Below are 4,120 nucleotides of genomic sequence, written 5' to 3'. Positions count from 1 at the left end.
CCCTCGTTCGCCGCCGCGATCCGCAGCGCCTGCTCCACGCCGTACTCGTCGAGCTCCGACAGAAGGCCGTCCACACCCTCCCGGTCGGTGGTGTGATCGTCCGCGAACCGACGGTCACCCGTCGCGTCCGGCACGTACTTCACACAGACAACGATCCTCAAGCTCACGGCCTGTCTCCTGTACTGGTCTCGTCCGGCGGCTGCGGCTGTGCAAGCGGGGCGCGAACACGGTGCGCACCCGCTCCGGGCAGCGAGTTCCCGTGCCGGTCCGGAACTTCCTGGCAGCATACTCGGCAGTAGTCCGGTGGTCACTACTGGCCAGTAGCTTAGGCCGGGCGGCTGCACTTCCGTCTGCGCCCATCCTGCCCCAGGGCAACCCCGACACCACCTGATCGGGCTACATATCCGCCACAGGACCGCCGGGGCCCCGGCTCACACCGTCTCGCCGAGCGCCGCGATCACGTCCACCTTGCGCGGCAGTCCGGCCGCCCGGCGCACCACCCGGCCACCCCCGTCCAGCACCAGGACGGTCGGCGTGCGCAGGATCTCCAGCCGGCGGACCAGCTCCAGCCGCTCCTCGGCGTCCACCTCGACGTGCGCCACCCCGTCGACCATGCCGGCCACCTCCGCGAGCACCCGGCGGGTGGCCCGGCACGGCTGACAGAACGCCGTCGAGAACTGAACCAGCGTCGCCCGCTCGCCGAGCGCCCCGCCCAGCTCCGCCTCCGACAGCCGTACCGCCCCGCCGTTGGTGCGCACCCTCAGCCTCCCGTCGCGCCGTACCCGTAGCAGCCAGGAGGCGGTCGCCGGCGCCGGCACGACGACGCACACCACCAACCCGGCCATCCCCCAGTCTGCGGCAGCGGCCCCGGGCCCCGAAAGGGAGGTCGACCACCGGGCCGGGCCCGCGTACGATCGCCGGGTGGAATCCGACCGCACCGCACCGCCGTTGCTGACCTCCCGCCGCGTCGTCGACCTGGGCCGGGCCACCACCTCCCGCTGTCGCTGACGCGCCCCGCCGCCGCCCGTCGCGACCCTCCCGGAGCCCTCGTGCAGATCGACCCTCGCGGTCCCCGCTTCGCCGCCGCGCTCACCTCGGTCGTCCTGGCCGCCGCCCTCATCACCGGCAGCGACGTGCTGCTGGCCGTCCAGGCCCTCGTCTTCGCACTCGGCGCGTTCGGCGGCCTGCGGCTCTCCCCCTACGGCTGGCTCTACCAGGCCTTCCTCCTCCCCCGGCTGACCCCGCCCTCCGAGACCGAGGACGAGCGGCCGCCCCGCTTCGCGCAGGGAGTCGGCCTGGTGTTCGCCGCCGTCGGCGCCCTCGGCTTCCTCACCGGGGTGGCCTGGCTCGGCCTACTCGCCACAGCCGTCGCCCTGGCCGCGGCCTTCCTCAACGCCGCGTTCGGCTACTGCCTCGGCCGCGAGATCTACCCCCTCGTCCGGCGCGCCCAGGGGCGCCTCGGCGCCGGAGCCTGACCGCAACCCTGGGCCCCCTGGGCCTTCGGGACGGACCGGGCCTCCAGGCCGCCGGGGAGGGAAAAGTTCCCACCCGAACTCATCACGGAGATCACACCGCGAATATCCGCTTGACCGCACGGCTCAGGTGACAGCAGGCACTCGTTCGGGGGATCATCTCCGTGAATCACCCGTGACCGCCGCGGCGTGCCGCGCTCCGGTCGGCCCCCACTCAGCGACGCGGGTACCCGCCGTACCGGGCTCCGGCCCGTGGAAGTCAGGACTGACCGTGGCAGAGTTCGTGTACCCGCCGGTGATCGGCGCCGCACTCACCGCCTTCCGTGCGCTCGACGTGCGGATCAAGATCGTAGGCGCCGAGAACATCCCCGCCAGGGGCGGAGCCGTACTGGTCAGCAACCACATCAGCTACCTGGACTTCCTCTTCGCCGGCCTCGGCGCCTACCGCGGCGGCAAGCGCAAGACCCGCTTCATGGCCAAGGACGACGTCTTCAAGCACCGGATCTCCGGCCCGCTGATGCGCGGCATGAAGCACATCCCGGTCGACCGCACCGACGGGCAGCCCGCGTACGAGGCCGCCGTGCGCGCCCTCAAGGCCGGCGAGGTCGTCGGGGTGTTCCCCGAGGCGACCATCAGCCGCTCGTTCATGCTGAAGAAGTTCAAGACCGGCGCCGCCCGGATGGCCGCCGACTCCGGCACCCCGCTGCTGCCCGTCATCCTCTGGGGCACCCAGCAGCTCTGGACCAAGGGCCGCCCGAAGACCCTGACCAAGCGCCACGTCCCCGTCACCATCATGATCGGCGAACCGATTCACCTCGGCCCGGACGACAAGCCCGTCATGGTCACCAGACGGCTGCGCGCGGCCATGAGCGAGATGCTCGACCAGGCCCAACGCGAGTACCCCGGCAAGCCCTCCGGCCCGGACGACACCTGGTGGCTGCCCACCCACCTCGACGGCACCGCGCCCACCCTGGAGGTCGCCGAGGCCGAGGACGAGGCGGAGGCTCTCGCCAAGGCCGAACGCCGCGCCGCCCGGGGCTGACGGGCTGACGGGCTGACCAGCCCCGTCCCTGGTCCGCCCCGCACCGCCACCCTGCACCGCCGCTCCGCACCGCCACTCCGCGAGACCTTCTACTCCGTGTGATCGACCGAACGCGAGGCGTCGCGTGTCGCCCGGTCGCCGACGCTCCCCGTCTGACACAGTGACAGCCCCCTTGAGGGGCCTTCGTCCTGCATCGGAGACGGAGCGAACGCCGGAGAGGTCGGAAAGGTCGGAGCGGATATGACACGGATGACCCGCACACGGCAGTCCCCCAGGTCACCCAAGGCCCGCACCCGCGCCAGCGCCGGTGCGGGCCTTCTGCTGCTGAGCACCCTGCTCACCGGGTGCGGCGCCGAACCCGGTGAGATCCCCCTGTCCGAGATCCAGGCGGACGCCCCCTCCACCGCACCCGAGCCGACGACCGCCGCCGCGAGCCCCGGCGTGGTCGGCGCCGCCGCCGGAACGCCTGCAGCCACCGCGCACAACGGCCTGATCGTCGGCGGGGAATTCCTCGACGCCGCCCGCACCACCAGCGCCATCGTGACCCTCGCACCCGACGGCACCAACTGGCACCAGGTCACCCAGCCGCCCGACCGCACCCGCGACGACCGCCCCGACTGGTCCCCGGACGGCAGCACGATCGCCTTCGACCGGACCGACCCACGGAGCGGCGCCGCCCGCCTCTGGACGGTCTCCACCACTGGCGACGGAGCCCAGCAGATCGGCCAGCTCTGCGAGACCGGCACCGCCGACTGCGCCAACGAGGACGAACGCGCCCCCGCCTACTCGCCCGACGGCAAGCAACTCGCCTTCAGCCGCTCCTGGGGCGCCCTCGACCCGGCCGACAAATACCAGGTCCAGTACTCGGACCTCTACCTGATGAGCCCCGACGGCACCGACGTCCAGCGGCTCACCTTCCTCACCAACGACAAGCCGTACTCCGGGCAGGTCAGCAACCCCAGTTGGTCCCCCGACGGCAAGCAACTCACCTTCGAGTACCGCACCAACGCCACCGGTCAGCCCGCCAACAGCCGCGCCATCTACGTCGTCGCCGCGGACGGCACCGGGCTCCGGCAACTCACCCCCTGGGAACTGCGCGCCGGAGACCGCGCCAACTGGTCCCCCGACGGCACCCAGATCCTCTTCACCACCTACCCGGCCGGCCGCGCCGACGCCCCCGGCGGCGGCATCTACACCGTCCACCCCGACGGCACCGCCATCGGCGCGCTGACCCCCGCCCCGTCCGACGTCTTCTACGGCACCGCCGCCTACGCGCCCGACGGCAAGTCCATCGTCTTCGCCCAGGACCCCGCCGGCTCCGGGGCCGACCTCTACACCATGCGGCCGGACGGGACGGGCATCGCCCGGCTCACCCACGACAGGGACGCCTGGCTGACCCGACCGGCGTGGGGAACGGCGGCGGTACCGCCTCAACCCGATGGCCGGGCGTCGGCCCAGGCACAATCGCGGCGGTGGGAAGAGGACGAAGAACTCCAGGACGAATGAACCACAACGCAAAGAACCCCCATCCGGTTTCCCGGATGGGGGTTCTCTGTGAATGATTGTTCGGCGGCGTCCTACTCTCCCACAGGGTCCCCCCTGCAGT

At 72.2% G+C, this 4,120-nt stretch carries 5 protein-coding genes and 1 pseudogene; 4 read left to right on the top strand and 2 right to left on the bottom strand.

The annotated features are described in order from the left end of the window. Both ACFV6D_RS38650 and ACFV6D_RS38645 read right to left on the bottom strand, forming a co-directional pair. A pseudogene (locus tag ACFV6D_RS38650) lies at positions 1 to 167 on the bottom strand (electron transfer flavoprotein subunit beta); the annotation flags it as partial. Between the two features lie 264 nt (positions 168 to 431). Next, positions 432 to 845 carry a thioredoxin family protein gene (locus ACFV6D_RS38645; RefSeq protein WP_063351571.1) on the bottom strand — a complete coding sequence of 138 codons (414 nt, stop codon included), beginning with the start codon at positions 843 to 845 and terminating at the stop codon, positions 432 to 434. On the opposite strand from ACFV6D_RS38645, the gene ACFV6D_RS38640 reads away from it, so the two are divergent. The 4 genes from ACFV6D_RS38640 (at position 751) to ACFV6D_RS38625 (ending at position 4,020) form a co-directional block, all read left to right on the top strand. Beyond that, positions 751 to 1,008 (top strand): hypothetical protein, encoded by a 258-nt coding sequence (locus ACFV6D_RS38640; RefSeq protein ID WP_380563406.1) that lies wholly within the window; start codon positions 751 to 753, stop codon positions 1,006 to 1,008. The two genes, ACFV6D_RS38645 and ACFV6D_RS38640, sit on opposite strands and share 95 nt — an antisense overlap. A gap of 41 nt (positions 1,009 to 1,049) precedes the next feature. Continuing rightward, the gene (locus tag ACFV6D_RS38635; protein ID WP_063350143.1) at positions 1,050 to 1,475 is read left to right on the top strand and encodes a DUF4395 domain-containing protein; all 426 of its coding nucleotides are present in this window, start codon (positions 1,050 to 1,052) and stop codon (positions 1,473 to 1,475) included. Between the two features lie 268 nt (positions 1,476 to 1,743). Next, positions 1,744 to 2,514, top strand: a complete 771-nt coding sequence (locus ACFV6D_RS38630; RefSeq protein WP_063350142.1) for a 1-acyl-sn-glycerol-3-phosphate acyltransferase — start codon at positions 1,744 to 1,746, stop codon at positions 2,512 to 2,514. A gap of 249 nt (positions 2,515 to 2,763) precedes the next feature. Continuing rightward, positions 2,764 to 4,020: a TolB family protein gene (locus tag ACFV6D_RS38625; protein WP_380563404.1), complete on the top strand. Its 1,257-nt coding sequence runs from the start codon at positions 2,764 to 2,766 to the stop codon at positions 4,018 to 4,020. The last annotated feature ends 100 nt before the right edge of the window (positions 4,021 to 4,120 follow it).

It is taken from the genome of Kitasatospora sp. NPDC059812, assembly GCF_042732075.1.
In the GTDB taxonomy this organism is placed as follows: domain Bacteria; phylum Actinomycetota; class Actinomycetes; order Streptomycetales; family Streptomycetaceae; genus Kitasatospora.
Note: the sequence above shows the minus strand (reverse complement) of the source record. Positions and strands in the feature narration are given on the sequence as shown.

Bases quoted from the DNA above. Each gene is read 5' to 3' on its own strand.
- ACFV6D_RS38645 (WP_063351571.1), bottom strand. From the start codon at position 845: ATGGCCGGGTTGGTGGTGTGCGTCGTCGTGCCGGCGCCGGCGACCGCC.
- ACFV6D_RS38625 (WP_380563404.1), top strand. From the start codon at position 2,764: ATGACCCGCACACGGCAGTCCCCCAGGTCACCCAAGGCCCGCACCCGC.